Origin of the sequence: Paenibacillus sp. YYML68, from assembly GCF_027923405.1 — a bacterium.
Classification (GTDB): Bacteria; Bacillota; Bacilli; order Paenibacillales; family NBRC-103111; genus Paenibacillus_G.
Window position 1 is genome coordinate 1,893,605 of the sequence record NZ_BQYI01000001.1, and the last position, 24,621, is coordinate 1,918,225.

Here is a 24,621-nt window from a genome sequence, read left to right on the forward strand (position 1 = left end):
GCAGCTTATGTATTAGTATAGAGCTTCCAGACGATGAAGTCTAACCGGCCGCTCCCGCATGAAAGAGGGAGTAGAGCAGGAGCACGAACGAGAAGGTGATCATGACGAGAGCGATGATCGCCAGCGGTCTTTTGACACCCGCGGGCAGGGAGTCCTTCTTCATGATGAGCACCAGCGCTAACGAGAACGATAATATAATAAATGTAACAATCGTTGTTGACATGCTTATTTTTCCTCCTTAAATTACTGGCTCCGAGGGTTCTATAACATCCTCTGAAGAGACCGCTTACCTTCACGTATATGGTTCGCGACTCGCCTTTATTTTCCTCTGTTAGGTGAAAAAAAGCCCGTCTTCCTAATCAGGAAAACAGGCTAAATGGCGATTGTTGTGATTAATGATGTCCTTGGGACGTCACCTGTGACTTATGCAAGACAAGGCGACCCTTCTCGTCACGGCTAGCTGTGAAGCTGTCGGAAGGCTTGATGTCAGCTTCCTTCTCAAGTCCGACAGGGATCGAGAGACTGCCGTTCTCTGTAACCTTGACGACGGCGTCGGACTTCTTCTTCCAATAGGCTGCGCCGATGACGCCTACCACGATAATGGCAATCAAGCCCCACTTGACAACTGGATTCGCATGGAAGTAGTCGACGACCAATCTGTCCTCGGTAAGCATCTTCGCTGCCGTGTAAGCAAGAACAGCGGAGCCGATCGTAATGATGATCGGGAACTTGTCGATGAGCTTGAGGAACAATGTGCTACCCCATACCATGATCGGAACGGAGATGATGAGACCGAGAATAACGAGCGTGAAGCTTCCGTGAGCGGCGCCTGCTACCGCGATGACGTTGTCGAAGCCCATCGCTGCGTCGGCGATAATGATCGTCTTGATCGCATCGGTCAGACGGCTCTTCGCTTCAATCGCATGATCTTCCTTGTTCTCGACAAGCAGCTTGTAGGCGATCCAGATGAGCAGCACGGCACCGATGATGAGCAGGGCAGGCAGCTTGAGCAGCCAGACGACGGCGACCGTTGCGATGATCCGGATGACGACCGCTCCGACGGTACCCCATATGATTGCGCCCTTCTGCTGGTCCTTCGGAAGGTTGCGGGCTGCCAGCGCGATGACGATGGCGTTGTCACCGGCGAGTACGAGGTCAATGACGATGATGTTCAACAAGGCAAGTAGAAATTCCGGGGTTAACCAATCCATTACGCTCACTCCTTTAGTTCAATAAAGTTCTACATAAAAATGAACCTGTCCTAAAGCAGTGAAAAGGTATTTTTTTCCATCAAAAAAGACCTTTAGCCTGCTTTAGGCAAAGGTCTTGCTAACAACTATCAAGTTGCCAATAAAGCCGGGGTGGATCGCACCCGAATTGACGACTTTACTGTACCAGCTACTCCCCTTTGGAGGCATCTTATGTAATTGGTTTCATTATAACGATGGATGAACGCGTACGTCAAGCAAGTATTTATTATTAATTGTTAGATTTCCCGGAACGCCTCGAGAACAGCAGCTCTCTCTTCTTCGGTACCGTCAAATTGTTCCTTCATGTAACGTTCATTCACCCAATGCATCATCTCTGGACGGCTCAAGAACGTCTGGCATTCCTCACCCCACTGATCCGTAATGACGCGGACGACAAGCTGCTTGCCGTGTACCTCGACGTTAACCATGTTCCATTTGTCCTTCTTGTATACAGTGTGCTTCTTAATCACGGGCATAACCTCATTTCGAGCCAAAATAGCTGCGGCGTTGGCGGCAGACTTCTATCCGCGATATGATACCGCACCTGAGCAGGAAATGCAAATTTTCGTATTGTTAAAAATGGCAATATGTGCTACGATGCCCTGTAAGCTTCAGCAGCTGCCAGAGGGCGGCTGGAGGCTTGAGTGCAAAGAATGTCATGAGATGAGCCGAGAAGAGGAGAGTGTGATCGATGAATCACGAGCACAGGTACGAGCAGATTGGCGTCGCGATGACGTGCAGAGGGTATGAGGAGTATGTGCGAATGTTTGCACTGGAGGAGACGGAGCTGCAGACAGGTGCGGTGCTGGATGTCGCAGGAGGTGCGTCTTCATTCACCGCTGATGCGCGGGCGCGGGGCTGTGACGTGAGAGCGGTGGACCCGCTCTATGCGATGGAGCCGCAAGCGATCGTGGAGCACGGCAGACGCGAGATTGAGAGCTCGACGGCGAAGCTGGATCAGCTGAAGGAGCAATTCGACTGGTCGTATTATGGCAGCATCGAGCAGCATCGCGAAGGTCGTATCGCTTCGTTAGATCGATTCGGCGCACATTATGCCGCATCATGCACATCAGAAGAGCGCATATACATAGCGGCGGCATTGCCTGCATTGCCATATCCCGATGAGACGTTCTCCTTGGTGTTAGTTAGTCACTTCTTATTCTTATATGATAAGCAATTCGATTACGAATTCCATCTGAAGTCGCTGCGTGAGCTGCTGCGCATATGCCGGCAGGACGGAGAGGTGCGCATATATCCGGTTCAGACGTTGCTATGGGAGCGGTATCCGGAGCTCGATCGGCTCATGTCCGAGCTGACAGAAGAGGGCTTCCGATGCTCGCTCATTCCGTCGCAGCTACCCTTTATTCCGGGCTCTGTACACATTTTCCAGGTGAGGCGCTGAATAGAGGAAGATGAGTTGATTTATGCTATAGATGGTGATATACTCGAATTATTCGCCCTTGATGGCGATACATCTAGGAGGTTGTTTTCATTGAAAGGTACAGTAAAATGGTTTAACGCAGAAAAAGGCTACGGTTTTATCCAAGTTGATGGTGGCGACGATGTATTCGTACACTTCTCCGCAATCCAAGGCGATGGCTTCAAGACGTTGGAAGAAGGACAATCGGTTGAGTTCGAGATCGTATCCGGCAACCGCGGTCCACAAGCTGCTAACGTATTCAAGCTGTAAGATTCAAACTAACTGCGATTCCTGTGCTGCATAGCAACAGGTTTAACTTATAGATCGTCGGGTAGTTGTCTTATGCTGGCTGAAGATCACTTCACATGAAGCGGTTCTGAGAGCGTCTCTCATGAACCGCTTTTTGCTATGCTTATCGCTATACCTCGTTCACCCCCGTTTAACGGAAACAGCCCGACTGCGTGCATGACGCAGACAGGCTGTGCGGATCCGATTGCTTCTCCATTAATCAACAATGTGCAAAATGTCATCCACCGGCTTGCGCGGCAGTCGGGCAGGCCGTTCAGCAGGGTGACCGAGGGCGATCACCATATTAATCTGGCACTCTGGACGAATGCTCAAATATTCACGAAGACGATCCTGTGCAAGCAGCACCGGTCCGGTCATGGGGCACGTCGCAAGTCCGAGGGCGTGCGCGGCCAGCATCAAGTTTTGCGAAGCTAGACAGCTGCTCTTGATGCCTTCTTCCTCCCATACCGCATCCTCTACGAGCTCGATTGGATCGAAGATGCGCTCGCGGAACTTCGAGGCGTATGGTGTGGCGAGACAGATGAGCAGCACTGGTGCGTTCGAGAAGGCGGTCGCATAAGGGCCGAACGACTTGGTCAGTAGTCGCGCTTCCTTTGATAAGCCACGCTGCTCCGCTTCACCTGCGCGTCGATGCAGCTCCTGCCACGTCAGCTCCTCGATCTCCTTAATCTTCTCTCGGTTCGTGATCGCAATGAACTCCCACGTCTGTGAGTTCGTATCGCTAGGGGCGTAACGGGCGCAGTCAATGAGCTCCCGAATGTGCTCCACCGATACCGGCTCGTCCGTATATTTACGAACACTTCTCCGATCGAGCAGCACCGACTTGAATGCTTCGTATTGGGTATTCAGGGTCGCAGTCACTTCCGTCATCCTTCTCATCCTCTCCGATATAGCAAGGCTACGAGCTTATAATTAGTACTTGGTTCTAATAGCTACTAACCATTATATGCGCGACAGACCCGAATGACAACCATACGATGGATGAAAAAAAAGAACACCGCCCAGCTATACGCCAGAGCGCGTGTTCCGATAATGCAGACCGATAAACCCGACCATCGCTGAGAATGCAAGCAACGATGCCGTTTCATACATGAGCTGAGGGCTCAGCTCATTGAATATCCACCCGCCTGTTACTCCGCTCAGCAAGCCGGCAAGTCCTGACCATGTAATCGCGAACACCGCCTGACCGCTTGCGCGGTATTGGTCGGGGATCGCTCCCTGAATGTAACGGATGCCTGTAAACAGGAAGATGCCGAACGAGAACGAGTGCAGCGCTTGAATGACAACGATCCACATCGGATCGTGAGCTTGACTCATCAGCAGGAAGCGCAGAGCATAGACGAGGCTACTGACAGCCAGCAGCGGGAGCTCCTTGAACCGATGACCGTATTTGCTGAGCAGGAAGAAGATCGGAATCTCGCTCAGCGCAGAGACCATCCACGCCCAGCCAATCAGCGTCGGATTCGCTCCGAGATGCTGCATGTACAGCGCGAGGAAGCTGTCATTCATCCGGTGCGACATCGAGACGATGAGAATCATGACGAGGAAGGCGAGGAACGGCTTCGCCGTAACGAGCGGCAGCAGTCCGGAGAAATCAGGCTTCGTCACCTTCGCGTCCCGAGCATCCTTGATCAGAAGCGCAAGAAGCAACGTGACAGACAAGCTGCCGACAGCTAGCCATAGCGTCCAATCAGTGCCAAGCGACCTCAGCAGCATGCCGAAGCCGAGCGCCGCCGCCGCGAAGCCGATCGAGCCCCACACGCGGAAGGAGGCGTAGCTCTTCTTCGTACCGCTGATCGTCAGCAATGTGAGGCTGTCATTAAGCGAGATGATCGGCTGCTGGAAGAAGAACAGGAAGCTCATCGTGATCATCAGCAGCGCGAAGCTGTCGACCTGAAACAGGAAGGCCGATACGAGCAGCTGACCGAAGACGATAAGGATGATGATCTTCTTGACCGTACGATATTTATCGCTCATGAAGCCCCAGAACAGGTTGGACACGATGCCGATCATCGGCCCGATCGAGAAGATCAGACCGATCTGCAGCGTGTTATAACCGATGTGCTGGAAGTAGAGTGGGAAATAAGAGGCCATCAAGGCCATCATCGTGAACATGGAAAAGGTAAAGCCTCTTAGCAGCGCGTCGTCGCGTCGATTTGTCAAGCTCGTGACGCTGGTGCTACCAGCTGCTTGTGAGGCTGTGTCAGAGCTCATGATTGATCACTCGATTCTTGTGAGTTTTCACCGCTTCGTGCTTGCTGCCGCTGAAGGCTGAAGCCGGAAGGCTCGAGTCCGGAACGGCTCGTTTCTCTAATTATAAACCAGACGACGGCTGTTTCTGCAAGCAGTCCCAGCGATTGCGCCAGCGCGCCGATGGCGCCGTTCCAGCCCGGCGCGAGCCAGATGCACACGACGAGCGCGCCAAGGGTCGTGCACACGTTTGCAGCCTGTGACCAGACCATCGCCTTCGTCTGACCTCGCAGCATCAGCAAGCCGTTGCCGAAGTCTAGACACGGGAATATAAGCGTGAGCAGCACGAACACGCGCAGCGTCTGCAGTGACGCTTGCATTAGCGCTTCGTTCACGCCTATGACGCTGGACATGAACCACGGACCGAGCTCCGTGAACGATAATAGCGACAGGAGCAGCGCCGGAATGAAGGCTAGCATCGCAGCGAACCGAACGACAGTCCGGGCATCCTTCCGGTAGAAGTTCAATACGATCTGATGAATGTACGAGAAGAAGCTCGTCACCAGGTTCGTCAAGCTGGCCGCAATTGCGAAGGCGGCAATGGAAAGCTGAATATCGGTCGTTTTGCCGAGAAATGCGTTAATAGCTGGACCGATAATGACCGCAATGACGGACGAGTAGAGGAGCGGCTTATAAAATTTGAACACTTGCCCTGGCTTCTCAATCTCATGCTCAGGCTTCTTCTCGGGAATGTCGCGCTTCAGCAGTGCTCGTCCTTCCCAGAAGCTGACGGCCGCCTCGATCATCATGCCAGTCAAAAATATGATGGCCCCGACAGTTCCGCTCTTAACACCCGTGTGAATATAGTACAGCGACAGCGCGTACATGCCGACAAGGCGAATAACCATGCCGATCGTCAGCCACTTGGTCCGCATATTGAAAATGATAACACCGTGATACAAGCATCGAATACCAGAAAAAATGCTGACGAACATTAAGATTCGGTAAACGTCAACCATCGGATCGATCATGTCCGGCTTTGCCCCGAACAGATGGGTGAAGATCCACGGTCCAATCGGCGTATAGCTGATCAGCGCCCCTATCGCCAGCACTGCGCCGAAGACGTATAGGCTGACGATTTGCATCGCCCGGAAGGAGATGCGATCTCGGACGAGTGCCGAGCACGTCTGCCGCAGCAGTACAGCCGGGCGCTCTGTGATAGCCAGTATGCTCATCGGCAGCGCGTAGCTTGCGATGATGAGCTCTGGCTGGACCGAGCGGGCCAGCGTACTGTTGATGATGACGTGACTGATCGTCACGAGGCTCGCGGCTATACCGAGCGGGAGGAAGAAAGCGAGCAGCTGTCTGAACGTTACGCCGTTCGGTTGAAGCTCTGATTCATCACGCATAGCAGTCCCTCTTTTCATACAGTCTTAACATTATAGCACGATCCCGCTCGGCGGGGCGCAAAAAAATTTGCGAATTACTGGAACACGATCATCGTTTCTGATACATTAATAGAATAAAATAAGTGCGCAAATACGCGTCCTTAGATCGCGTTAAGGTGGTGTTCCGACAGCATGACGGAGATCTTCGTGTGGAACGAACGGCTCGGAATTCCGCTTCCGCAGCTGGATAGAGATTTCGAGGAATATTCGGATCGGGAGCAGGCTTCCATATTGCTGCGCTGGGAAGAAATACGCGGTACGATCCCGGATCGGGTGAAGCAGCTGGAGCGTGTCATTATTCAGAAGCAGAACCAGCTGAACGTAGAGGATAACTTCCGGGAATCGTGCCGGCTGAATAGTGAGATTGCCGATCTGGCTAGTACCATTAATGAGCTTCACCTGTGGTTCCGCGTCAATCAGGATATGGATGCCCGTGCACATCATTAACCGCTGGCAGCAGCTCGCTGCTCAGCGCATGATCAGCTATGGGTTGAATCGGGAGGTACGTATAGCGTGACTTGGAGTGATAGCCTTGGGCGCATTGCTGCGCAGCTGTCGAATCACCGGCCCTCGCTGTATCCGACAGAAGAGCTGGATGACTTGATTGATCTGAAGATCTCGAAGCTGTCTACGGACAGCTTCGGGGAGGAGCAGCGCAGCTTCGCCATCGCCGTGAAGGCGGGCTTACATGTATGGAATGAAAGCTTGGACGATTCGCATGAGCTGTCCCAGCAGCTGCACACGCGTGAGGGCAGCTACTGGCATGGCATGATGCATCGGATGGAAGGCGACTATTCGAATGCAGACTACTGGTTCCGCATGGCAGGCGGGCACCCGGCCGAGACGGCTTGGGGTGCTGCTTGCGCCAAGTGGACAGCAGATTACAGCTGGGATAACATCGCGAGCGTTTCGCTCCGAGAAGCGATTCGCAGCTGGGCGCAGCGCGATCGTCCCGACGCGATCGGCTTCTGTGAGCTCGTCCGCCTGCAGGTGACGAAGGCGCGTGACGAGAACGCCGAGCAGCTGCTGAAGGAGCTGCAGCGTGAGGAGATCTTGACGCTGCTCCAAGCTTGCTACGCGAACAGTGGAGGAGGCAGCTTGTTTGACAACCTATAGGAGTCCATTACCTGTTCCGCGCAGTCCGCTACATCTGATGACCCGCGTATACCGGTATGTACTGCCGGGCGTGCGGGAGCAGCTGAAGCATTGGCGCAGCCGGGCGGAAGCGATGCCGGACCCGGAGCTGCGCACACAGGCGCTGCAGAGTATGACGACCAAGGAGTTTCATTGTATTGGCGGGTGTGTGTACGCTGCGGCACATCCATCGATGCGCCATGTGCTCATACCGCTTATTGTCGCTTTTCAGACGATCAGCGATTATTTGGATAATCTGTGCGACCGCAGCACATCGCTCGACCCTGTTGACTTCCGCAGGCTCCATCAATCGATGCTCGATGCGGTCAATCCGGCGGCCACGCTGCACGATTATTACGAGTTCCGTGAGGAGAAGCAGGACGCGGATTACTTGAACGACTTGGTGAAGACATGCCAGGCATCGCTAAGGCTGCTCCCGTCTTATGTCCTTGTCGCTGAGCGTGTACAGGAGCTAGTCGGTCTATATTGCGACCTGCAGGTGTACAAGCATATCCATAAGGATCACCGGGAGAAGGCACTGCTCGATTGGTGGGCGGAGCATCAGTCGAAGTACGATACGATCGCGTGGAACGAGTTTGCGGCAGCGACAGGGTCGACGCTCGGTGTCTTCATGCTGTTCCTGGCTGCCTCAGAGGAGAAGCTGCAGCAGGAGACGATTCATTCGATTCACGAGGCTTATTTCCCATACATATGCAGTCTGCACATACTGCTGGATTACTTGATCGATCAAGAGGAAGACCGGATTGGCGGCGATTTGAATTTTTGCAGCTATTATGCCAATATGGATTCTACCGTCGAGAGGATCGAGTATATTGTCGGTGAGGCGAAGCGTCGTTCGCAATCGATTGCACACGCTGCCTTTCATCGGATGATTATAGAAGGACTGCTAGCTCTGTACTTATCTGATCCGAAGGTAAGCAGGCAGCAGCAGGTGAAGCGGGTTTCCAGGCGACTCATGAAGGGCAGTCCATGGATGCGCCTGTTTTTTCTAGTGAATAGTGTCTGGATTCGTACGATTTCGTAAGAGGTGCCGACTCATTGCGATCTTATTACAGACAGGCGATAACGATTAGGAGGAATGGATGATGTCAGTGAAAAAAATTGCTGTTCTGACGAGCGGCGGCGATTCGCAAGGGATGAATGCGGCGGTGCGCGCTGTCGTGAGAAGTGGTCTGTATCACGGTCTTGAGGTGTACGCGGTTCAGCGTGGCTACGCCGGACTCATTAACGATGACATTCGTCAGATGGACCTGCGAAGCGTAGGTGATATTATTCAGCGCGGCGGCACCATTCTGCAGACGGCCCGCTGCAAGGAGTTCTTGACGCCGGAAGGCCAGCAGCTCGGCGCAGACAACCTGCGCAAGCATGGCATTGACGGACTCGTTGTCGTAGGCGGAGACGGCTCGTACCAGGGCGCGAACAAGCTGAGCAAGCTCGGCATTAAGACGATGGGCTTGCCGGGCACGATTGATAACGACATTCCGTTCACCGATTTCACGATCGGCTTCGATACAGCAGTCAGCATCGTGGTCGATGCGATCAACAAGCTGCGCGACACGATGAGCTCTCATGAGCGTTCGTCGGTCGTTGAGGTTATGGGCCGTCACTGCGGAGACATCGCCTTGTATGCAGGTCTTGCGAGCGGCGCAGAGACGATTCTCGTGCCGGAGATTGATTACGATCTGGATGAGATCTCGAACCGGATGGCGGAGAACTTCGCACTAGGCAAGCGTCATAGTATTGTCATTGTCGCAGAAGGCGTCGGCAAGGGCGAGGACATCGCGAAGGGTATCACAGAGCGCAACGGCATCGAGCCGCGTGTTACGGTGCTTGGTCATATTCAGCGCGGCGGCACGCCGACGCACAATGACCGTGTTCTTGCGAGCAACCTCGGCGATTTTGCCGTTCGCAGCCTCATTGCTGGAGAGTCTGGCAAAGCATGCGGCATCATTCGCGGCGAGCTCGTGCTGACGGATATCGATCAAGTGGTGCACACGAAGAAGGAATTCAATATGGAGCTGTACAACCTGGCGAAGCGTCTGTCCCAGTAAGCAGCAGCGAAGCAAGAAGAGCGGAGTTCATCAGATCGAACTCCGCTCTTACTGATATATGCAGTCTGCGCCCCAATACAATGCTTACGCTCCTTGATCGCTCTTCAGCGCGGCGAGCATTCTCTCTGTTGGTGGATTGCCCTTCTGCGCGAAAATAATGCGTCCGCTTCGGCCGATCACATAGACGAACCGCTGCTGGCCGAGCAAGCCGAACAGCAGCTGGCCGACACCGTACAGCTGGCGAATCGTATCATCCTTATCGCTGATGAGCGGGAAGTCGTACATGAAGCGCGAGGCAAACCTGCTATGGGCCTCCGTGCTTGCCGGATTAATGCCTAGCACGAGTGCATCGTACGCAGCGTATTGCTCCTTCGAATCGCGTACTGCGCACAGCTGCTGTGTGCAGATGGGGGTTTCGTTCTTCGGATAGAAGACGAGAACGATCGGGCGCTTGCCAAGATGCTCCTCCAGCTTAATGGTGCCTTGGGTGCTGTCTGCCGTGAAGGCGGGTGCTGCGCTGCCTAATGGAAGCATAGGTATGAACACACCTTTCTTTTCGAAGCCATGATACCGTTTATTGTATAATGAGTAGTGCGTGTACAGCAAGCTAGGTGATAATAATTCTCATTAATGACGATACATCCTAGGAGGAATGCTCATGTATTTGTACAGAATGGAAGTAGAACTGCGGGACAGAAGTGTGCAGCTCGTCGTTATGGCGGAGACGGATGAGCAGGCGTTCGACAGTCTGGAGGAGCTCATCGGTCGCTTCTATGTGAAGACACCTGATGTGCAGTCTGCAGCGATCATCGAGAAGAAGCGTGCGGTGAAGGGCTCCGGCTACGTTCTGGACCCCGGCGTATAAGGGGTGCGGCCTGATGATGCTGGAGCCTACGCTTGACTGGGCGCGATTGCTGGAGACTGAGCTGCAGCAGCCTTATTATGAGGAGCTGCAGCTCAGGCTGGCACAGGAATATGATCGCCATGCCGTATACCCGCGGCAGGAGCACATCTATGCAGCGCTGCATCTGACGCCATACTCGAGGGTGAAGGCGGTCATCCTCGGCCAAGATCCATACCACGGACCAGGACAGGCGCATGGCCTGAGCTTCTCCGTCATGCCGGGAGTCGTGCTGCCACCTAGCCTGCGCAATATGTTCAAGGAGCTGGGCAGCGATCTTGGCTTGCCGATGCCGGAGCACGGCTGTCTTGTGCATTGGGCGAGCGAGGGTGTGCTGCTGCTGAACACGGTGCTCACGGTACGGGACGGGGAGCCGGGCTCGCACCAGCGACTAGGATGGGAAACATTTACAGATCGGATCATAACGCTTCTGAACGAGAGGGAGCAGCCGGTCGTGTTCGTGCTGTGGGGCGCTCATGCGCAGAAGAAGCTTCCGCTCATCGATCGCAGCCGTCACCACGTTCTGTGCTCCGCCCATCCGAGTCCGCTGTCGGCGCGCCGAGGCTTCTTCGGCAGCAAGCCGTATTCGCGGACGAACGAATATTTGCTTCGTCAAGGACTTGCTCCGATCAACTGGCAGCTGCCTGCTGATGTCACGATATAGCATAACGCCGAACAAGCCTGCCGACGTATTCGTTCGGAGGCTTGTTCTGATGCGCTGACGCTACTGTGTTGCTGCTCGCTAGTAGTTCACGCCAGGCGTATACGTGTTGACTGCGTTCCAGAGGAGGAACTCCTCGACGCCGTTGTCGTTCAGCGCGCGAATCTGGTCCTCGACCTGCTGCTTGCCATAGCGGATGTAGCCCGGCACCCAGCTTGCGGTGAAGTCCTGGATCCAAGGTCGGACGACAGGCTTTATGTCACCTAGAGGCTCAAGCTTCTTATGCGTATCCTTCGTCGCGCCTGCGATCGTTGCATAGGGCGCTGCGTCAGGCACCTTGGAGCCGAACCAGCCCGTCGTGTAATGGCTCGGATAGATCATCGGACAGATGACGTCGACGTTTTGAGATATTTTCTGGAAATCTTGACCAATCCCCTCCGCAGCTGGTACAGAAGCGGCATATCCGAATATATCGACGGACACGCGCACGCCGAGCGGTGCAAGCTGCTCGTGGGCGTATTTGACGAATTCGGCAACAGCCTGAATGCGTGACCGTTCATCCTTGTAATAGGACAGTATATCGGCACGCTTCTCGAACCCTTCCGGGAAGCGGACGTAGTCGAACTGAATTTCTTTGAAGCCAGCCTTGGCTGCTTCTTTGGCTACCTCAATGTTATAGTCCCACACTTCTTTTTGATACGGGTTGACGAAGCTGTCGGACGGGTTCTTGTTATTGCCCCATACGGTGCCGTCCGGATTTTGGAACGACAGCTCCGGCTTCTTCTTCGCAAGGATGGTGTCCTTGAATACGACGACGCGGGCGATCGGATAGATGTCATGCTCCTTCAGCGTCGTCATCAGCTTGCTGATGTCGGGAATAATTTTCTTAGTCGTATCCATGGCGAGCAATGTTGGGTTGCCGGTGTTGTACGTAATGTAGCCCCAGTCATCCTTCACATCAATGACCATGGCGTTCAGCTCGGTCTCATCGAGTAGCTTCAGCAGCGTGCTCATGCGTGCGCCTGCTGCACTGTGTGCAGTGGCGTAGATGCCCTTCACCTTCGGCGCGTCCGGCTGAGGGTCGAGCTTCGTAAGCGGCAGCAGCGGATCACCCGGATTCGACGCAGGGGTAGCAGCAACGCCTTGAGGCTGCGAGGCGGTCATATTCTTCGAATCAAGTGATGCTTGAGCGACTTGCTCAACCGTGAGGCCAGGCTGCTCGGCGTTGACTCCGCCCCAGGCCATAAGGAATGCGGCCAATATGAGTTCCATGATGATCGTCTCTCCTTGCCGTATAGGATTCTTTCATTATAATAGAGTTGAGCTGAATTCGATAGATTCGGTTTGATGGAATTTGACGAAGGCTGATGCAATCACGTGAAGGCTGTCAGTTGCTGTTGAGAAATGGAGAAGTACATATTAGTGAAGGAAGGTTATGATGAACAAACAGCTTTGGTCATTGCGAGGTCTCAATTTCTCGTTTTATGCGACGACAGGCGTGTTGAATCCGTTCTTGCCGATCTATCTGGAGGCTCGCGGCTACACCTCGGCGCAGATCGGTCTGCTTATGATGATCGGTCCGTTCATTACGATATTTGCCCAGCCGATGTGGGGGTATATCAGCGACAGGTATCAGGCGCTCAAGACGATCGTATTCTCGCTGTGGGCGATGACATTATTGTCAAGCTTCGGCATATTCGGCTCCACCAGCTACACCTTCTTGTTTATGTTTATGCTGCTGCTTTACTTTTTCTTACTCTCATCACAGCCGTTGTTGGACACACTCTCGATTCGCGTCGCGCAGCGTGCGGATGCTACGTACGGCTCGATCCGGTTATGGGGCTCTATCGGCTTTATGCTGCTGTCGATGTCCACAGGCTTTTTGCTCGATGTCATAGGTGGAATTGATCATATCGCTTACTTGTACTGGGGGATCTGGCTGCTTCCGTTCCTCTTCCTGCTCCTCGCCCGTAATGAGAAAGGGGAAGGCAACGCCGTTGTTTCCTTGAGCGCCTTCGGTCAAATGCTGAAGAATAAGCAGTTCGTCTGGTTTCTGTTCCTCGTCTTCATCCTGATGGTGCCGCACCGGATGAATGATTCCTTGCTGGCGCTCTACATGAAGGACTTGGGCGCAACCGATGTAATGGTCGGCTGGGCTTGGGCGCTAGCCGCAGGTAGTGAAATTCCGACGCTCGCCTTGCTGGCGAGATATTTGACACGCTTTCACGAGCTGGCGCTGCTAGGTGTCGTGTCGATTCTATACACGGTGCGATGGTTTCTGTATGGGTATTTGGACGACCCGTTCATGCTCATGATGCTTCAGGCGTCACATAGCATCACGTTCGCCGTGTTCTGGATTACCGCTGTGCAATATGTGGTGCGGCTCGTGCCTAGCCATCTCCAATCGACAGGCCAGTCGTTGCTGGCGATGATCTTCCTTGGTCTAGCAGGGATTACGGGGGGCTACGCCGGCGGGTATGTGAAGGATTGGCTCGGAGGAGATGCGATGTACTACATCGGCGCGGTCTTCGCGGCTGTATCTGCGGTGCTGTTCCTCGGGACGCACAGCTACTTGCGCAAGCACAACGATCCCGCTGTTTAATAGGTGAAAAAAGAAAAACCCATCTTCTAATGAAGATGGGTTTCTTTTTGGTACTCGGATATACTGTACTGAATAATTTCCATGGCGTCTTGCTCCTTCAATGCGGCAAGGCCGTTGCGCAGCACAATTTCGGAATCAAGCTCGTGTTGCTTGAGGAATGGATACAATTCAGGCGTTAGCTTCATGACAATCTTCGCAAGCTTTACGGTTTCCACAAGCATCACCCTTCCCGCCATCTAATGTTGAGAGCTCAGGAGCGACTTTCGAGTAACACAGGTAAAGCTGAGGAACGTTCAGCACTATGAATTTGTAGAACATTTTCATTATAACATAGTTTGCGAAAGTTGACATTGGACTTTTGCGGAAATGGTGGAGTCCAAGCTGCAGCTCGGCGAGCTCAAAGCGTACTGTTACCGTCACCAGCATATGCGGGGAAAGTTTCATATATACGCGCGCATAAGAAAAAGGCCCAGCTTGATGAGCTAGGCCGCTGCTACTTAGCGTCGCTTGAAGGAGCCGGTGCGCCGCGTCGTGCTCGGTTTCGTGCTACCGCTGCCGGTCGGTGCTTTGCTGTAGTTCGGAGTGGAGCCATCGTTGCGCCGAACAGCGCCCGTCTGTCCTTCTGTCGGTGCAGGCTTCGCCGGCTGCGTGAAGCTGCCTCGACGATTGGTAGTCGCCGGTGGAGCGTCGGTCGGCTTCCTTGCAGGAGCGCCCGCAGAGCCGCCAGCAGAGCCGGAATACGGCGCCGCTTGGTATTTGCCATAATCGTCATATCTGCGGGTGGAGGTGTAGCCTCTGTAGTCGGTTCCGCGCCTGCTGCCGAGCCAGCCTCCTCCGAGGACGGACTGCAGCATGACGGCTGTCATGTATCCTTGCAGGAAGGACGAATCGTAGTGCTCCCTTACGTAGGCAATCGAATTGACTTCGACGAGCGTCGTATTGTCGTTGTTCGGATCGTCCTGGACGTGAATCATCCGGTGGTCATAGATGAGGAACATGCGTTCGTCTGATTCCTTGCTCATCTCTTGCGGCGGCTCAGCGGCTGCAATTTCGTTAGCCACCGCCGGGACGTCCTTGCCCGAGACACTGTATATTTTAGCTGAGCTGTCGCCTTGACCCTGCACATCGATTAACGAGTAATTGTCTCGGATAAAATGGCCGGAATCGCCGCAGCCCACAAGCAGCGAGATCGTGAGCAGCAGCGCAAGCCATCTGGTCATTCGTTTCATTAATGGAACGCCTCCCGAGTCTGCACGATTCGGCGCAAGCTTGGCCGATATATTCATTATGGCTCTACTCGGCCGATTTCATGAAACGTAGCTGGCTTGCGGGCGTATGCACGCCTTCCATTGCTACATATTTACCGTCCTGCCACTGGAGGAAGAAATACCGTCCTCCTGCTCCTGCATACCGCCACAGCATAACGCGGTCGTTCGAACGGAAGTCAGTGCGGCCTTCTGACCTCAACGTATCCTCGCGGTAATATTCAAGGCTGTATAAGCTTCCCTCACCAAGGTCTAGCTGTGTTGGCACATCATTGGGGTCATCCAGCGAGCCTTCGACAAACTCGCAGGCGAAGCATTCGTACTCGCGTCCCTTTTCCACAAGCAAGCATGAAATTTGTTTGCCGTTTTGCAAATAATAAGCGAAGCGATGCGGGGCATAGCCTTGATCGTAGTAGGACAGCTTGCCGGACACGACATATTCCTCGAGCTCCATGGATATAATGTCGCCGACCTGCGTATCCTCAAGTGGCTCTCTGTTCTTAACGTCTGGTAAGGGCTTCTTGCCATTGATGATCTGTTGCGCTCTCTTCCACAAAGTCATGTGCCGTCGCTCCTTTTCGAATTCGTGTATGATGTATTAGTTACGATGTTCAAGAAGTCGAGGTTTCAAATTGAACATTTCTGGAATATGAGCTTCCCTTGTGTTATACTACTAAAGATATTCTTAAGTACGGCCTTGACTGTTCATTTTGACACAGCTCGAAAGTGTTTCATGAAGAGAGTAATACAGAGAGATAGGAGTCGCACTTAAGGGTACAGATAATAATAGAACCCAAAGTACAAAGGAGATTGAACAATTGAAAAACTTTAATGAATTCGGACTTGAGCCGAAGGTGTTGCGTGCCATTACAGAGATGGGCTTTGAGGAATCGACTCCGATCCAAGAGAAGGCTATCCCCGTTGCATTGGAAGGTCGCGACCTCATCGGTCAGGCACAAACGGGTACTGGTAAAACCGCTGCTTTCGGCATCCCGCTCATTAATAAGATCGACATTAAGGAAGAACGGATCGTTGCGCTCATCATGTGTCCTACGCGTGAGCTTGCCATTCAGGTTGGTGAGGAGATTGAGAAGCTTGGACGCTTCAAAGGCATTCGCTCCCTGCCGATCTACGGCGGTCAAGATATCGTGAAGCAGATTCGCGGCCTGCGTAAGAAGCCGCAAATTATTATCGGTACGCCTGGACGCTTGCTCGATCATATCAACCGTAAGACGATCAAGCTTGACGATGTACAGACCGTCATTCTCGACGAAGCGGATGAAATGCTCGACATGGGCTTCATGGACGACATTCAGTCGATCCTCAAGCTCGTTCCAGAAAATCGCCAGACGATGCTGTTCTCGGCTACGATGCCGGTTAACATTCAGAAGCTTGCTCAGCAGTTTTTAACGAACCCGGAGCATGTTTCGGTCATTCCGAAGCAGGTAAGCGCGCCGCTGATCGAGCAAGCGTATATCGAGCTTCATGAGCGTCAAAAGTTCGAGGCGCTATGCCGACTGATCGACATGGAAGCACCGGACTTGGCTATCATCTTCGGCCGCACGAAGCGCCGCGTCGATGAGCTGTCCGAGGCGCTGCAGAAGCGTGGCTATTCGGCAGAAGGCTTGCACGGCGACTTGTCCCAAAACCAGCGTGACAACGTCATGCGCAAGTTCCGCGACGGCAGCATTGATGTGCTCGTAGCGACTGACGTAGCGGCTCGCGGTCTTGACGTGTCAGGCGTGACGCACGTTATTAACTTCGACCTTCCGCAAGATCCGGAAAGCTATGTACACCGTATTGGTCGTACAGGTCGTGCAGGTAAGGAAGGCGTTGCGTACACGTTCGTTACACCGCGTGAGATCGATCACTTGCACTTCATTGAGAAAATCACGCGTCACCGCATTGCCCGCAAGCCGATGCCTAGCCTCGCGGAAGCGATCGAGGGCAAGCAGAAGCTGACAGCTGAGCGCGTGCTCGAAGTGCTTCAGAACGATGAGCACAATGAGTTTAAGGGACTTGCGATCACGCTCCTGGAGCAGCACGACTCTGTACACTTACTTGCTGCAGCATTGAAGATGCTCACTGGCGGTGACAAGAAGGTCGTGGACATCGAGCTTACGCCAGAGGATCCGATCCGCGCGAAGAAGCGTCGTCCAGACGTCCGTTCGAGCGGTCGCAGACCATCCGGTGGTCCTTACAGCACAGCAGGCGGTGCTCGTCGCAACGACCGTGGCGGCTACGATCGTGACCGCGGTGGAGACCGTGGCGGCTACCGTCGTGATGGACGCCGTGAAGGCGGCGGTGGTGGCGGCTACCGTGATGGAGGCAATCGCGAGTATCGCGGCGGTCGTTCGGAGCAGGGCCGTGAGAACCGCAGCAGCGGACCATCGAACAGCTCGAGCCGTTCTAACCAAGAGACGCTTGTGTAAGATAGGATTGGCCAACAAGCAAGCCGCTTAACGCGCGCTTGCTTGTTGTTTTTATATGCGCTACCTAACGAGGGCAAAATACGCTATAATAAAGCACATACAGAAGGAGGCGCTGAGCTTGGAGTTTCGAGGAATTATGGGCGGACTATACCGCATATCCGAATGGATTATGAGGCTGTCTGTCATTAATGTGCTTTGGGTTATATGTGGCATCCCTTTCTTTCTATTAGGGCTCGCGCTGCTAAGTCCGGCTAACGTGGATATGGTGTATCAGACATTATTTCTGATGGCGGTCGTATCGCCGTTCACCTTGTTTCCGTCGACAGCTGCGATGTTTAGTGTCGCTCGGAAGTGGCTGACAGGGGAAGAGGATGTCCCGCTCATCAAGACGTTCTTCCGCGGCTATAAGGCGAACTTCGTACAAGCGATGCTGGGCGGACTCATCTATATGGTGCTGGTCGCGGTGCTCGTTGCTAATTTTCAGTTTTATGGCAATCAAGGCGGGCTGTTCGGCATTTTGCGATTCTTGGTGATGTCGATCTCGGTGCTGCTGCTGATCTCCATGTTCCACTTCTTCTCGATCTTGACGCATCTGCATATGAAGACGCTTCAGATAGTGAAGAATGCGCTCCTCATTACAATAGGAAGCCCGATTCGCTCTATCTCCATGATCGTGTTGAATGGAGCTGTCATGTATGTTAGCTTCTTCGTGTTCACGTTTCTCATTCCGTTCTTTATGGGCAGCATGGTTGCGATCGTGTCGTTCTGGCACTTCAATCTGATCTTCGGTAAGATCCAGGAGCAGCAGCAGGCGCTCGACAAGAAAGACGATGAGGAAGAGTCGGATGAGCTGTCCGAGCCAGAGGCCGCGCTGGCCGCTGAGCCTCGTAAGAACGACACACCGGACGTTAAATAAGACTCTCTACATTTGTCACAAGTTCCATCAATGGACATGGGGCTCAAGGTTTACTTTCAAGCTGTCGTCGACTATAATGTAAGTACAACAAGATCCTGCGATGTTCGTTTCGGTTTAAAGTTGTTTTGAACCAATGACTGTTTCACGGGAGACCTACATCGAATCGTTGCTGACATGCCCTCGAAAAGGGACTTCAAAACCGATTCTGCGGACACCCACCTGCGAGAGCGGGTTTGAAACACTAAACCGGACGGCATATGCGGGTTTTTTGTTATGCTCGTTATTACCGATACATAGGAAGGGATGTAGGAAATGAAGCTGTTTATTGACACAGCCAACGTAGAAGAGATCCGTAAAGCGCACGAGCTGGGCGTTATCGCAGGTGTAACGACGAACCCTTCGCTGATCGCCAAGGAAGGCCGTGATTTCTTCGAAACGGTGAAGGAAATCTCGGCGATTGTCGGCAACATGCCGATTAGCGCTGAAGTGATCAGTCTTAAGGCTGATGAGATGGTGGAGCAAGGTAAGAAGCTGGCATCGCTAGGCGACGGTATCGTTGTGAAGGTGCCGATGACTGAGGACGGCCTGAAGGCGACGAGCCAGTTTGCGAAGCTGGGCATCAAGACGAACGTTACGTTGATCTTCAGCTCCACACAGGCATTGCTGGCGGCACGTGCAGGCGCTACTTATGTATCTCCGTTCGTAGGTCGTCTGGATGATATTAATCAGATCGGAATGAACATGATTAAGGAAGTTAGCGAAATTTTCACCATTCATGACATCCAATCCGAAATTATTACCGCAAGCGTGCGCACGACGACTCACGTCATTGAGGCAGCTCTGCAGGGCGCGCATATCGCGACTGTCCCTTATAAGGTTATTCAGCAAATGGCTCGCCATCCGCTCACGGATGCAGGGATCGAGCGTTTCCTGAAAGATTGGGAAGGCGCGAATCAATCGGTATTTTAGAACGAATTGATTAAATAAATTTAAACGTTTCAAATATATCTCAGCCGTCCTTTCTTTTGAATAGGGCGGCTTTACTTATGCTATTGGCTATAATAAATTGAGTCGTCGACGGAATTCCCTCTTTCTCTTCCATCTAATCAATGGTATGATAAAGAATAGTGTGAACGCATATAGATAAGCACTTCTTATAGGAGGGAATGCCTTGCTTAAGCGCGCCTTGGTCGGTCTTATTCGCAGCCATGAAGCTACAGGGGATAAAGCAAAGGATCCGCAGCTGAAGACACGTTATTATAAGCTTTCAAAAGAGCAAGCGATGGATGAAGTGGTCAATATGATCAAAAAATTAAGCGGCTACAAGCTGCTTCATGAGGTTCGCAGTGTCGGGGAAATTGTTCTGGAGAAGCGCACGATTACGGGTCGTACTCAAGATATTACGATAACGCTGTTTGGCATTAATCCGGTGAAAACAGCGATCGATATATACTCTGCATCGCGAGGCTCGCTTGGAGATCTTGGATCCAATTATCGGACTATTCTGGATCTTATAAAGCATATCGATAAGCGACTTTCAGCTTATCGCATGCATGAATAGCTGCGTTCAACAAATAAAACCAGCGTCGATTTACGAGCGCTGGTTTTATTGTTTTCTGCTTAATTAGACAAGCTTCTTCGCAGCTTCGATAGCCGCTTCGTAGTTCGGGTGCTCGGTCATCTCGCCGAGGTACTCAACGTATTGGATCGTGTCATTCGCATCGATGACGAAGATCGAACGCATCAAGAGGTGAAGCTCTTCGATCAGTACGCCATAAGCTTTGCCGAAGGAATGCTGCTTGTAGTCCGACAATGTTACAACCTTGTCGATGCCTGCAGCGCCGCACCAGCGGGATTGAGCGAAAGGCAGGTCCACGCTGATCGTCAATACTGCGACGTTGTCGCCGAGGTTAGCTGCCTCTTCGTTGAAGCGACGAGTTTGTGCGTCACAAACACCTGTATCCAAGGAAGGCACAACGCTGATGAGTTTTACTTTGCCTGCGAAATCGGACAGGGATGCAGTTTCGAGCAAGTTTTTGTTAACCGTGAAGTCTGGAGCTTTGTCACCCGCTTGAAGAGTAGGACCGACTAATGTGATCGGATTGCCTTTCAGTGTAGCTTGTGCCATGTGTACATGGGCCTCCTTCAATTTTTACAAATGAAATGATTGGTATTTACCCGTTTCTTATTATAAACTTTTAGAGGAGAGCTTGTCCAATTGAAGGCTGATGTTCATACAGGGGGAATAAACAGACGTGGAATTTAGGCAACTGCAATATTTCGTTAAGGTGGCGCGTAAGCAGCATGTGACACAGGCGGCGGAGGAGCTTCATGTCGCACAGTCGGCTGTAAGCCGCCAAATTCATCAGCTAGAGGAAGAGCTCGGTGTGCAGCTGTTCGTGCAGAAGGGGCGTAATTTGCAGCTTACGTCTGTAGGGAAGCTTTTTCTTAGCAGGGTCGAGACGATATTGACCGATCTGGAGCGTGCGGTGAGCGAGGTGCACGAATTTATTGATCCCGAGCAGGGTGAGATTCGGATCGGTTTCCCCCACAGCCTAGGAATTTACTTACTTCCAACCGTCGTCGCTCGCTTTCGTGAAACGCACCCGCGTGTTAAGTTCAAGCTCAGACAGGGCACGTACAATAGCTTAATCCGGGATGTGATGAAGGGGGAGATCGATCTCTCCTTCATCTCTCCGTTCCCCGATAAGCATAGTCATGTTACCGGCGACCTGCTGCTGCAGGAGGAGCTGTATGCCATCGTTCCTCAAGAGCATGCTTTATCGAGATTTGAGGAAATACGTCTTGAGCAGCTGCGTGACGATTCGTTCGTCATGTTCAGCGAGGAGTATTCATTGCGCTCCATCGTGCTGGAGGCTTGTCAGCTCGCAGGCTTCACCCCTCACATTGGCTTCGAGGGCGAGGAGACCGATACGATCCGTGGACTCGTCGCAGCCGGTATGGGGGTGAGCTTGCTGCCAGAGATGGCTCTGACAGAGATCAGCCAGCTGCAGCCGGCCAAGGTTCGTGTAATTGAGCCTAGAGTGACACGCAGTGTCGGGTTAATCCAGCGGACAGGAGAGAAGCTCCCGCTCGTAGCAGAGGGCTTCCGCAAATATTTGCTCGACTTCTTCGCGGACCAGGGTAAGCTGAATGAGTAGAGTTGAACGAGTGTTATAGGTATATAAAAGCCGCCCGGGTCTGCAGCAGCTGCAAGACTTCGGTCGGCTTTCGTCTTTAATATTGGTTTTAAGCTTAATCGTCGCTGCGGTTGAAGATCCAAATGTACTCAAGCAACTGCAGCACCGAGATTAATGCCGCTGATACGTAAGTTAATGCTGCGGCATTCAGCACCTTCGATACGCCCTGCTCCTCATGGTTCCGGATGAAGCCGGAGGAGACCATCAGCTCGCGTGCTCGGGACGATGCATTGAATTCGACAGGGAGCGTGATCAGCTGGAACGCTACCGCAGCGCTGAATAGAATGATGCCGAGCAGCAGCAAGCCGGACAGCTTGAAGAAAAATCCGCCAAGCAGCAAGAACGGCGCGATGCCTGACGAGAAGTTGACGATCGGGAAGATCTTGTGGCGAGCGACAAGCATCGGGTAGCTAACCTTGTGCTGGATCGCGTGTCCGACCTCGTGAGCAGCAACCGATACAGCGGAGATGGAACGCTCGTAATAGACTGGCTCGGACAATCTTACAGTTCTGGCCATCGGATCGTAATGGTCGGTGAGCGAGCCGCGTACCGGCTCAACAGGTACATCATACAGTCCGTTGTCGTCCAATATACGTCTAGCAACCTCATAACCGGTCAGACCGGATTCGACAGGCACGTCTGAAAACTTATTGAAGGTTCCTTTAACACGGAAGCTAGCCCATACACTTAATCCGAACGCCAACAAAATAAGTATGGTCCAAGGTGTGAACAACATCTTTACATGCACGCTCCATTCTGGTCATAATCATAATAAGGCTGTTATCTTAGGAGAGAGGACCTTTGCCCATCAGCAAGAGCAACGCTTCGATACAAGCAGCGGCTGAAGGTGTCAGCTTCTGGTGAAGGTTCTTCAGCTGCGTAGGCTTAAGACGCTCCGCGAGCGATTCGACTTCCTTGGCTTCCTTCTCCAGCTGCTGCAGCAGAAGCTGCAAGGATGTAAGTTTATGTGTCACCAGATCATCCCGACTTACTTTGCTCCACTGCATCAGGCTTTCCTTGATTTCCTCTAAGGTATACTTCTCTCTCTTCATCGTCTCAATACGTTTCAGCCGACTCAAGGTTTCATCACTGTATAATCGGTAATTTTTATCCGAGCGTGCTTCGGGCTCCAGCAGTCCGAGCTTCGTGTAATAGTCAATGGTGCGCGGACTTACTTGTGACATGCGGGCAAGCTCGCCGATCCGATATAGCTTTATATCCCCATCTAATCTCCCTCCTTCTTCATCTTAATGATACCTATTCCAAACCATACAGTCAAACGTTGTGCTTTTATAAGAAATTTGTGAAGATGTATTGCAAAGTATATAGAACGTCCCTATAATGGCATTAATAGTATCATCTTATGTTATAAAAAATAACACAAGCAAGGAAGTGGTCGATGTGTTGAAGAAGTTGTTGAGCTCGCTGGGGTTGTTCACACTGCTCGTACCTGCTGGGATGGCGCTAGCGGCCGAAGAGAAGACGGCTGCTGAGCTAGCAGCAGCTATTGATTCGGTGTGGGTGATGCTCGCGGCGATTCTCGTGATCTTCATGCAGGCAGGCTTCGCGCTGCTGGAAGCAGGCTCCACCCGTATGAAGAATGCCGGGCACGTAGCAGGCAAAACGATTCTTACGTTCGGCATATGCGCGATCGCGTTCTGGGCTGTCGGCTTCGGTCTTGCGTTCGGAGACGGTAACAGCTTCATCGGAACAGGGGGATTCTTCCTCGACGGTACGGCTGAGCAGGTGAAGGATAGCATCAGTCTATTCGCTGAATCTTCCATTCCGATCGGCATTCTGTTCTTGTTCCAGCTGGCGTTCGCTGGCGTATCACTTGCGATTGCATGGGGCGGCTTCGCGGAGCGCGGTAAGCTGGCGGTCTACTTCATCTTCGGTATTCTATTCACAGTGGTGATCTACCCAATCGTCGCTCACTGGGTATGGGGAGGCGGCTGGCTCGGAGCGATCGGCATGCAGGACTTTGCGGGCTCAACGGTCGTTCACTTGCAGGGCGCTACTGCTGCGCTTGTAGCCACTATATTATTGAAGCCTCGTATCGGCAAATTCAATAAGGATAAGACGCCTAATCTTATTCCTGGTCATAATCAGGTACTCTCCGTGCTAGGCGTCATCATCCTGTGGGTTGGTTGGTTCGGCTTCAATGCCGGCTCGACACTGAGTGCAACAGGCGACGGCTTCTTCGGCTATGTTGCGCTGACGACGAACCTGGCCGCTGCAGCGGGTGCAGTAGCAGCACTGCTCGTGTCGTGGATCTACTTCGGAAAGGCGGACATTCCAAGTATGCTGAACGGCGTATTGGCCGCGCTCGTTGCGATTACGGCGGCTTGTGCATTCGTTACACCTCGGGATGCGGTTATAATAGGTGCGATTTCTGGCGTGCTTACGTTCTTCACAGCTCAATGGTTCGAGCGGGCAGGCATCGACGATCCGGTCTATGCGTTCTCGGTGCATGGTATCGCTGGGGTGTGGGGAACGCTCTCTACAGGTCTATTCGCAACACCGGAGCTGGCTGAGAAGGTTGGAGTCGGCAAGGCTGGTCTCCTGTATGGCGGCGGCTTCGAGCAGCTAGGCGTTCAGGCGCTTGGTGTAATCGGTGCGTTCTTGTTCGTACTCGTCCTGTCGTTCATCATCCTATATCTCATCAAGGTAACGATCGGTCTGCGTGTTACGGAGGAAGAGGAGATTATCGGTCTGGATCTATCGGAGCATGGTACGTATGGATATCCGGAGGAAATGAAGAGAACCGGTCACTCGTCGATATAAGGCAGTGTTACTTGCAACGAACATGCTTCTAGAGAAA

At 52.7% G+C, this 24,621-nt stretch carries 29 protein-coding genes and 1 other RNA gene; 16 read left to right on the forward strand and 14 right to left on the reverse strand.

All coding sequences use genetic code 11. From position 1 onward, the window contains the following. Positions 1-40: 40 nt before the first annotated feature. The 3 genes from PAE68_RS08585 to PAE68_RS08595 form a co-directional block, all read right to left on the reverse strand. Positions 41-223 carry a hypothetical protein gene (locus tag PAE68_RS08585; protein ID WP_281886026.1) on the reverse strand — a complete coding sequence of 61 codons (183 nt, stop codon included), beginning with the start codon at positions 221-223 and terminating at the stop codon, positions 41-43. Positions 224-392: 169 nt separating this feature from the next. Beyond that, positions 393-1,211, reverse strand: a complete 819-nt coding sequence (locus tag PAE68_RS08590) for a TerC family protein (RefSeq protein WP_281886028.1) — start codon at positions 1,209-1,211, stop codon at positions 393-395. A 275-nt stretch (positions 1,212-1,486) separates the two neighbouring features. After that, positions 1,487-1,720 carry a hypothetical protein gene (locus PAE68_RS08595; RefSeq protein ID WP_281886030.1) on the reverse strand — a complete coding sequence of 78 codons (234 nt, stop codon included), beginning with the start codon at positions 1,718-1,720 and terminating at the stop codon, positions 1,487-1,489. Between the two features lie 221 nt (positions 1,721-1,941). On the opposite strand from PAE68_RS08595, the gene PAE68_RS08600 reads away from it, so the two are divergent. Together PAE68_RS08600 and PAE68_RS08605 are read left to right on the forward strand one after the other, a co-directional pair. Continuing rightward, on the forward strand, positions 1,942-2,652 hold the full coding sequence (locus PAE68_RS08600) for a class I SAM-dependent methyltransferase (protein WP_281886032.1): 711 nt from the start codon (positions 1,942-1,944) through the stop codon (positions 2,650-2,652). A gap of 90 nt (positions 2,653-2,742) precedes the next feature. Continuing rightward, positions 2,743-2,940 (forward strand): cold shock domain-containing protein, encoded by a 198-nt coding sequence (locus PAE68_RS08605; protein WP_281886034.1) that lies wholly within the window; start codon positions 2,743-2,745, stop codon positions 2,938-2,940. Positions 2,941-3,174: 234 nt separating this feature from the next. Here the strand turns inward: PAE68_RS08605 and PAE68_RS08610 are convergent, their stop codons facing one another. From PAE68_RS08610 to PAE68_RS08620, 3 genes are all read right to left on the reverse strand, one after another. Then, a complete protein-coding gene (locus tag PAE68_RS08610) occupies positions 3,175-3,849 on the reverse strand; it encodes a nitroreductase family protein (protein WP_281886036.1) in 675 nt (224 codons plus the stop codon). A gap of 135 nt (positions 3,850-3,984) precedes the next feature. Then, entirely contained in the window at positions 3,985-5,193 is a 1,209-nt protein-coding gene (locus PAE68_RS08615; protein WP_479684789.1) for an MFS transporter, read from the reverse strand. Beyond that, entirely contained in the window at positions 5,190-6,578 is a 1,389-nt protein-coding gene (locus PAE68_RS08620) for a multi antimicrobial extrusion protein MatE (RefSeq protein ID WP_281886039.1), read from the reverse strand. The genes PAE68_RS08615 and PAE68_RS08620 overlap by 4 nt, the downstream gene beginning before the upstream one ends. A 171-nt stretch (positions 6,579-6,749) precedes the next feature. Here PAE68_RS08620 and PAE68_RS08625 point away from each other — a divergent pair, with 171 nt between their 5' ends. From PAE68_RS08625 to pfkA, 4 genes are all read left to right on the forward strand, one after another. Next, entirely contained in the window at positions 6,750-7,064 is a 315-nt protein-coding gene (locus PAE68_RS08625) for a hypothetical protein (protein WP_281886041.1), read from the forward strand. A gap of 66 nt (positions 7,065-7,130) precedes the next feature. After that, the gene (locus PAE68_RS08630; protein ID WP_281886043.1) at positions 7,131-7,733 is read left to right on the forward strand and encodes a hypothetical protein; all 603 of its coding nucleotides are present in this window, start codon (positions 7,131-7,133) and stop codon (positions 7,731-7,733) included. Between the two features lie 37 nt (positions 7,734-7,770). Next, on the forward strand, positions 7,771-8,796 hold the full coding sequence (locus PAE68_RS08635; protein WP_281890969.1) for a tetraprenyl-beta-curcumene synthase family protein: 1,026 nt from the start codon (positions 7,771-7,773) through the stop codon (positions 8,794-8,796). A 58-nt stretch (positions 8,797-8,854) separates the two neighbouring features. Continuing rightward, positions 8,855-9,823 carry a 6-phosphofructokinase gene (gene pfkA / locus PAE68_RS08640; RefSeq protein ID WP_281886045.1) on the forward strand — a complete coding sequence of 323 codons (969 nt, stop codon included), beginning with the start codon at positions 8,855-8,857 and terminating at the stop codon, positions 9,821-9,823. A gap of 84 nt (positions 9,824-9,907) precedes the next feature. Here pfkA and PAE68_RS08645 read toward each other — a convergent pair whose 3' ends face one another. Beyond that, positions 9,908-10,357 (reverse strand): peroxiredoxin, encoded by a 450-nt coding sequence (locus tag PAE68_RS08645; protein ID WP_281886047.1) that lies wholly within the window; start codon positions 10,355-10,357, stop codon positions 9,908-9,910. A 124-nt stretch (positions 10,358-10,481) separates the two neighbouring features. Between PAE68_RS08645 and PAE68_RS08650 the strand changes: the two genes are divergently transcribed. Continuing rightward, positions 10,482-10,688, forward strand: a complete 207-nt coding sequence (locus PAE68_RS08650) for a DUF3906 family protein (RefSeq protein WP_281886048.1) — start codon at positions 10,482-10,484, stop codon at positions 10,686-10,688. Positions 10,689-10,701: 13 nt separating this feature from the next. After that, positions 10,702-11,388, forward strand: a complete 687-nt coding sequence (gene ung / locus PAE68_RS08655) for a uracil-DNA glycosylase (RefSeq protein ID WP_397378450.1) — start codon at positions 10,702-10,704, stop codon at positions 11,386-11,388. A 78-nt stretch (positions 11,389-11,466) separates the two neighbouring features. On the opposite strand, the gene PAE68_RS08660 is transcribed toward ung, so the two are convergent. Then, complete coding sequence (locus tag PAE68_RS08660) at positions 11,467-12,657, reverse strand: putative glycoside hydrolase (protein ID WP_281886050.1); 1,191 nt, start codon at positions 12,655-12,657, stop codon at positions 11,467-11,469. A 166-nt stretch (positions 12,658-12,823) separates the two neighbouring features. Here PAE68_RS08660 and PAE68_RS08665 point away from each other — a divergent pair, with 166 nt between their 5' ends. Continuing rightward, positions 12,824-13,987: an MFS transporter gene (locus PAE68_RS08665; RefSeq protein ID WP_281886052.1), complete on the forward strand. Its 1,164-nt coding sequence runs from the start codon at positions 12,824-12,826 to the stop codon at positions 13,985-13,987. A 26-nt stretch (positions 13,988-14,013) separates the two neighbouring features. Here PAE68_RS08665 and PAE68_RS08670 read toward each other — a convergent pair whose 3' ends face one another. The 3 genes from PAE68_RS08670 to PAE68_RS08680 all read right to left on the reverse strand — a co-directional run bounded on the left by PAE68_RS08670 (position 14,014) and on the right by PAE68_RS08680 (position 15,814). Then, on the reverse strand, positions 14,014-14,208 hold the full coding sequence (locus PAE68_RS08670) for a hypothetical protein (RefSeq protein WP_281890973.1): 195 nt from the start codon (positions 14,206-14,208) through the stop codon (positions 14,014-14,016). A gap of 276 nt (positions 14,209-14,484) precedes the next feature. Then, positions 14,485-15,216: a DUF4247 domain-containing protein gene (locus PAE68_RS08675; protein ID WP_281886054.1), complete on the reverse strand. Its 732-nt coding sequence runs from the start codon at positions 15,214-15,216 to the stop codon at positions 14,485-14,487. Positions 15,217-15,280: 64 nt separating this feature from the next. Then, positions 15,281-15,814 carry a DUF4178 domain-containing protein gene (locus PAE68_RS08680; protein ID WP_281886056.1) on the reverse strand — a complete coding sequence of 178 codons (534 nt, stop codon included), beginning with the start codon at positions 15,812-15,814 and terminating at the stop codon, positions 15,281-15,283. A gap of 256 nt (positions 15,815-16,070) precedes the next feature. Between PAE68_RS08680 and cshA the strand changes: the two genes are divergently transcribed. The 5 genes from cshA (at position 16,071) to PAE68_RS08705 (ending at position 20,161) form a co-directional block, all read left to right on the forward strand. Continuing rightward, the gene (gene cshA / locus PAE68_RS08685; protein ID WP_281886058.1) at positions 16,071-17,684 is read left to right on the forward strand and encodes a degradosome RNA helicase CshA; all 1,614 of its coding nucleotides are present in this window, start codon (positions 16,071-16,073) and stop codon (positions 17,682-17,684) included. A gap of 118 nt (positions 17,685-17,802) precedes the next feature. Continuing rightward, on the forward strand, positions 17,803-18,600 hold the full coding sequence (locus tag PAE68_RS08690) for a YesL family protein (RefSeq protein ID WP_281886060.1): 798 nt from the start codon (positions 17,803-17,805) through the stop codon (positions 18,598-18,600). An 89-nt stretch (positions 18,601-18,689) separates the two neighbouring features. Further along, positions 18,690-18,870: non-coding RNA, 6S RNA (gene ssrS / locus PAE68_RS08695), on the forward strand. Between the two features lie 42 nt (positions 18,871-18,912). After that, positions 18,913-19,569: a fructose-6-phosphate aldolase gene (gene fsa, locus PAE68_RS08700; protein WP_281886062.1), complete on the forward strand. Its 657-nt coding sequence runs from the start codon at positions 18,913-18,915 to the stop codon at positions 19,567-19,569. Positions 19,570-19,771: 202 nt separating this feature from the next. Further along, positions 19,772-20,161, forward strand: a complete 390-nt coding sequence (locus PAE68_RS08705) for a DUF1499 domain-containing protein (protein ID WP_281886064.1) — start codon at positions 19,772-19,774, stop codon at positions 20,159-20,161. A 63-nt stretch (positions 20,162-20,224) separates the two neighbouring features. Here PAE68_RS08705 and tpx read toward each other — a convergent pair whose 3' ends face one another. Next, entirely contained in the window at positions 20,225-20,728 is a 504-nt protein-coding gene (tpx, locus tag PAE68_RS08710) for a thiol peroxidase (protein WP_281886066.1), read from the reverse strand. A gap of 127 nt (positions 20,729-20,855) precedes the next feature. On the opposite strand from tpx, the gene gltC reads away from it, so the two are divergent. Further along, a complete protein-coding gene (gene gltC, locus PAE68_RS08715) occupies positions 20,856-21,761 on the forward strand; it encodes a glutamate biosynthesis transcriptional regulator GltC (protein WP_281886068.1) in 906 nt (301 codons plus the stop codon). A gap of 94 nt (positions 21,762-21,855) precedes the next feature. Here the strand turns inward: gltC and PAE68_RS08720 are convergent, their stop codons facing one another. After that, positions 21,856-22,536, reverse strand: a complete 681-nt coding sequence (locus PAE68_RS08720) for a zinc metallopeptidase (protein WP_281886070.1) — start codon at positions 22,534-22,536, stop codon at positions 21,856-21,858. Positions 22,537-22,585: 49 nt separating this feature from the next. Beyond that, a complete protein-coding gene (locus PAE68_RS08725) occupies positions 22,586-23,017 on the reverse strand; it encodes a MerR family transcriptional regulator (protein WP_281890974.1) in 432 nt (143 codons plus the stop codon). Positions 23,018-23,258: 241 nt separating this feature from the next. Between PAE68_RS08725 and PAE68_RS08730 the strand changes: the two genes are divergently transcribed. Further along, on the forward strand, positions 23,259-24,584 hold the full coding sequence (locus PAE68_RS08730) for an ammonium transporter (RefSeq protein ID WP_281890976.1): 1,326 nt from the start codon (positions 23,259-23,261) through the stop codon (positions 24,582-24,584). The last annotated feature ends 37 nt before the right edge of the window (positions 24,585-24,621 follow it).